This is a genomic window from Zhongshania sp. (genome assembly GCF_041623545.1).
Taxonomy (GTDB): domain Bacteria; phylum Pseudomonadota; class Gammaproteobacteria; order Pseudomonadales; family Spongiibacteraceae; genus Spongiibacter.
In genome coordinates, this window is sequence record NZ_JBFJWS010000280.1 from 1 (window position 1) to 4,199 (window position 4,199).

At 49.9% G+C, this 4,199-nt stretch carries 5 protein-coding genes; 1 reads left to right on the forward strand and 4 read right to left on the reverse strand.

Annotated elements, in window-relative coordinates:
• Positions 1–371 (reverse strand): AAA family ATPase (locus tag ABYT30_RS16375; RefSeq protein WP_373097532.1); only part of this gene is annotated, 371 nt, incomplete at its 3' end.
• Between the two features lie 199 nt (positions 372–570).
• On the opposite strand from ABYT30_RS16375, the gene cysK reads away from it, so the two are divergent.
• A complete protein-coding gene (gene cysK, locus ABYT30_RS16380) occupies positions 571–1,533 on the forward strand; it encodes a cysteine synthase A (RefSeq protein ID WP_373079385.1) in 963 nt (320 codons plus the stop codon).
• On the opposite strand, the gene ABYT30_RS16385 is transcribed toward cysK, so the two are convergent.
• The 3 genes from ABYT30_RS16385 to ABYT30_RS16395 form a co-directional block, all read right to left on the reverse strand.
• Positions 1,514–3,010: a serine/threonine-protein kinase gene (locus ABYT30_RS16385; RefSeq protein ID WP_373079383.1), complete on the reverse strand. Its 1,497-nt coding sequence runs from the start codon at positions 3,008–3,010 to the stop codon at positions 1,514–1,516. The genes cysK and ABYT30_RS16385 overlap by 20 nt on opposite strands.
• A 56-nt stretch (positions 3,011–3,066) precedes the next feature.
• The gene (locus ABYT30_RS16390; RefSeq protein WP_373097533.1) at positions 3,067–3,876 is read right to left on the reverse strand and encodes an alpha/beta fold hydrolase; all 810 of its coding nucleotides are present in this window, start codon (positions 3,874–3,876) and stop codon (positions 3,067–3,069) included.
• 27 nt (positions 3,877–3,903) lie between these two features.
• Positions 3,904–4,199: hypothetical protein (locus ABYT30_RS16395; protein ID WP_373097534.1), on the reverse strand; the 296-nt coding region annotated here is incomplete at its 5' end.

The following is a 4,199-nucleotide window of genomic DNA, read 5'->3' on the forward strand; positions in this document are numbered from 1 at the left end:
AATTCAATATCCGCTTTATCAATTTCGTCGATCAGCAACACCACCTGCTCGTCGGCCGCAAAGGCCTCCCAGAGTTTTCCCTTGCGAATATAGTTGCTGATATCTTTAACTTTTTCATTCCCAAGCTGAGAGTCCCGCAAGCGCGACACAGCGTCGTACTCATATAAGCCTTGCTGCGCTTTTGTCGTCGACTTGATATGCCACTGAATTAGGGTTTTACCCATGGATTCAGCAACTTGCTCTGCCAGCAAGGTCTTACCCGTGCCTGGCTCGCCTTTAATAAGTAAGGGACGCTGCAATGTCACTGCCGCGTTAACGGCCATACTCAGGTCGTCAGTTGAAACATATGAATCGGTACCGGTAAATTTCATTCCTATTCCCTAAAACTTGTCGCACTGCTCTACACTTATTCAGGCGATGATTAAAATGATTGCGCAGAAGACTACCCAAGCTGGCATTATAAGGCAATTACAAATAAGGCCAGCAATATTAATCCATTTCAGCACCAGATTGGCGATGCTCACGCTATTTGTACTGAAGGCCCTTTATCACAGACCACAGGAGATCCCCATGCCCGCCCCTTTTGACGATCTAAGCCTCACCATCGGCAACACTCCACTCATTAAAGTAAAGCGCATCAGCCAACACAATATTCTGGTAAAAATGGAGAGCCGTAACCCTGCCAATAGCGTTAAATGCCGAATTGGCGCCAATATGATCTGGCAGGCAGAGCAAGACGGTTTACTTAAAGCCGGCATGGAAATTGTCGAACCCACCAGCGGTAATACGGGCATTGCACTAGCGTTTGTCGCCGCCGCGCGTGGCTATCCGATCACCTTAACCATGCCAAGCACCATGAGCATGGAACGCCGTAAGGTTTTGCTCGCGCTCGGCGCCAAACTGGTCCTCAGTGACGGCAGCAAAGGTATGAAAGCGGCCATCGCCGCCGCCGAAGCCATCGTGGCTGGCGATCCCGAGCATTATTTTATGCCCCAGCAATTTAGTAACCCTGCCAATCCGGCTATTCATGAACGGACCACCGGCCCCGAGATTTGGCAGGACACCAATGGTGAAATCGACATTCTAGTTGCCGGCGTGGGCACAGGAGGCACCTTGTCGGGCATTTCTCGCTTTATTAAAAAGCAGTGCGGCAAAGCTATCACCACGATCGCCGTCGAACCTAGCTCGACCAATCTTATTCGCAGTGCACTAACCGGCGTCGAAGTACAACACGCTCCCCATAAAATCCAAGGTATTGGCGCTGGCTTCCTACCCGACAATCTCGACTTGAGTATGGTTGATGCCGTAGAAGCCGTCGACGACGATGAGGCCATGCAGTGGGCCCATCGTTTGATGAAAGAGGAAGGGATTTTGGCAGGCATTTCGAGCGGCGCGGCGATGGCCGTAGCTGAGCGTTTAGCGAATCGCCCTGAGAATGCGGGCAAAACTATTGTCGCGATTCTTCCCGACTCTGCCGAGCGCTATCTCAGTTCGGCATTGTTTGCCGGTGCTTTTACTGAGATCGAGGGCTAAGCAACGATTTCCTTAGGCTTAGTAATTCAGGGTTCTGGGCCAAGGACTCGTACTTCAATAGCTCGTTAACTTGTTGAATGCGTTGCGCCTGTTCTACAGGCGTGGCGCGAATAGCAACTACCATATCTGCAACTAATTTATTGAGTTTTCCCATTACCTCGCGGTTGTGCGGATGCAATACGTACGCCCGATCCAGGTAATACAGGGCACCGTTAATATCGCCAAATTTCAGCGCTAAATCAGCGTCTGCCACATGTGACGTTAACTGTTGCTGTACCTCTACAGGCAGTTCAGCGAAGGGAATATCTGGCCCCAGCTCAGGCGTATAGAACGCTAAGTACGCAATCGCAGTGAGCACCATCGCCACTAGGGCAGCGCTTAGCTGCCTTACTCGACGGCCAGCACCGCTAAATTGCCGGTAAAACTGACCCGCATCAGGGCAGCGGGCATCGCGCGCAAACGCCAAGGCGCTATTTATCGCCAGCCATTGATATAGTGGAATACCTTTAATTCGCTTTGGCTTTAGGCCCTGATCTCGCGCCACAATCGCCTTCTTTTTGGCAAATGGATGCTCACCACTATATAGCTGGTAAGCGATAACCCCGATCGCATAAACATCATCCGAAGTATGCGGTGGCGCTGCGGTAAACATCTCACAACTTGCATAGCCCGGCGTCAAACCAACAACCTCGCCGATATCGTCCGCCCCCCCGTATAGGGCCCTTGCAATGCCAAAATCTAATATTTTCAAAACACCTTCATCGGTAACAAAAATATTCGCGGGCTTTAAATCTGAATGTACAATATTGCGTTTGTGGGCATAGGCAATACCCTGAGCAATGGCTTCAATATATTCCTTTGCATGCAGCGCACAGTGTTCTCGGTCGGCAATAATCTGATCTAATGTGCGACCTTTAAGCGCTTCCATCGTCATGAAGAACACATCGCCATCACGATCAAAATCGTAAACGGTGATGATATTAGGGTGCGCCAATTTTTGTGATTTATCAGTCTCTCGCTGCAGGGAAATATAGGCCATTGGGTCGCGAGAAAAATCGCCGGAAATTAGCTTTATCGCAACGTAGGGATCCTTGTGCTTGGCCTCCAATTTACGCTGATCAACAGCAAGGAACACCGCGCCCATGCCGCCTTCTCCGAGTTTTTTTTCTAACAGGAACCGGCCTTTTAGTACGCTACCGACATCAAAGCCCGCGCCATCGATTGGTTTATCGGAACTACCGTCATCAATAAAAAAGGCCGTATCCTCGCCCTCTTCGCTATGCACTAAGGTGGCGTCTCGTCGCTGAGTCGCGTCGCCTGCTAGCACCGCCGTTTTGTCGTCATCGGGGTCCTTAACATCCTCAATTTTCGGCAACACCTGTTCAGTAGCATCTGAACCAAAGGATATTAATGTGCCCTCATCATCACCTAGTGAAGAAATTTTGGTACTGACGCGAGTTTTATCTTGGTCACTCATTGTTTATCCTTAGCGCTGCCCCCTAATACCGATTGATACCGGCATCAGACCTTGCTCTACTTTATTAAATTTAGCCACCGCTCTCGCCAGCAGCAGCGATGGCCAATACCCGGAAGCAGCACAAATTCGCCGCCGTGTTGCGCAGCGAATTCTCGTATGTGCTGTGCGGGTATATTTTCGTCGTCCTCCCCAGCAAAATGCCGATACCGAATGTGCCGAGGGTAACGGGACAACATGGGATTTAATGAATCCTGTAGCGGCAAATACCCGTGGTATTCTGCCCAGCGATCAGTATCCAAGTTCGCGGCAACAGTAATAACCTCATCGACGTCGGTCATATAGGCAAGCATTAACATCGCTAAACTACCACCACCGCTATAACCAATTAAGCTTACGCTGGTCGGCTCCCGAGCCTTAATTAATTTCTGTGCGGCGGCGGCCATACTGCGTGCCACAAGCTCACTATAACGCGCCGACGTCCACAACGTTTCATCGCACATTGGCTCTCGAAACAACCCCAGATAGCAGGGTCGCCCTAAATAGATAATATCCGCTTGGCTATCAAGGCTGGCTAATTCTAATACAAGGGGATTTCTTGGTGTGGGGTCTCTGGCGATATATCGACCGTGCAGCCAAGGACTACCATCACCGTCAAGATAAATATGCAGCGCTTTAAACTTTGACGGTGGTGTCGCGTAGATCACATGATGAAAATTTAAGCCCTCTACAACGTGCTTCGTGAAACCAAATTCGAAAGCCTTTGCGTCCATACGCTGTGCGGGGTTAGCACAGGCGGCAAGTAATAAAACTTGAATACATAAGAATAAATAAACTTGCCGGCGTTGATAGCGGGCCGCCCCACTCACCGTCACACCTATGATTAGCTTTGGCCTTTACGGTAATTCATAACGCAGCCCCAATGTTGCCGTGTACTTGTTCATATAGTCGTGTAAAAACAAGCGTTCATAAGCGGCGTACATCGCCAAGCCCCGCTTAAATTGTGCCGCCACCCCCCAGGAAACGGCCAAAGTACTTGAGTCTGGCTCGTCTGACTGGTCAGCAATATTGCCGAGTACACTTTTGTCAGCATCACTCAAGGTCTGGCCATTTGTCTTATAGGCATCACCTTGATCAAAATTAAATTCAGCACGCATTGACGGTAACAGCACGCCCCAGGTTTGTAATAACG

What these genes read in the sequence shown, in the direction of transcription:
- cysK (WP_373079385.1), top strand. Translation starts at nt 571, where the DNA reads ATGCCCGCCCCTTTTGACGATCTAAGCCTCACCATCGGCAACACTCCA.
- ABYT30_RS16385 (WP_373079383.1), bottom strand. Translation starts at nt 3,010, where the DNA reads ATGAGTGACCAAGATAAAACTCGCGTCAGTACCAAAATTTCTTCACTA.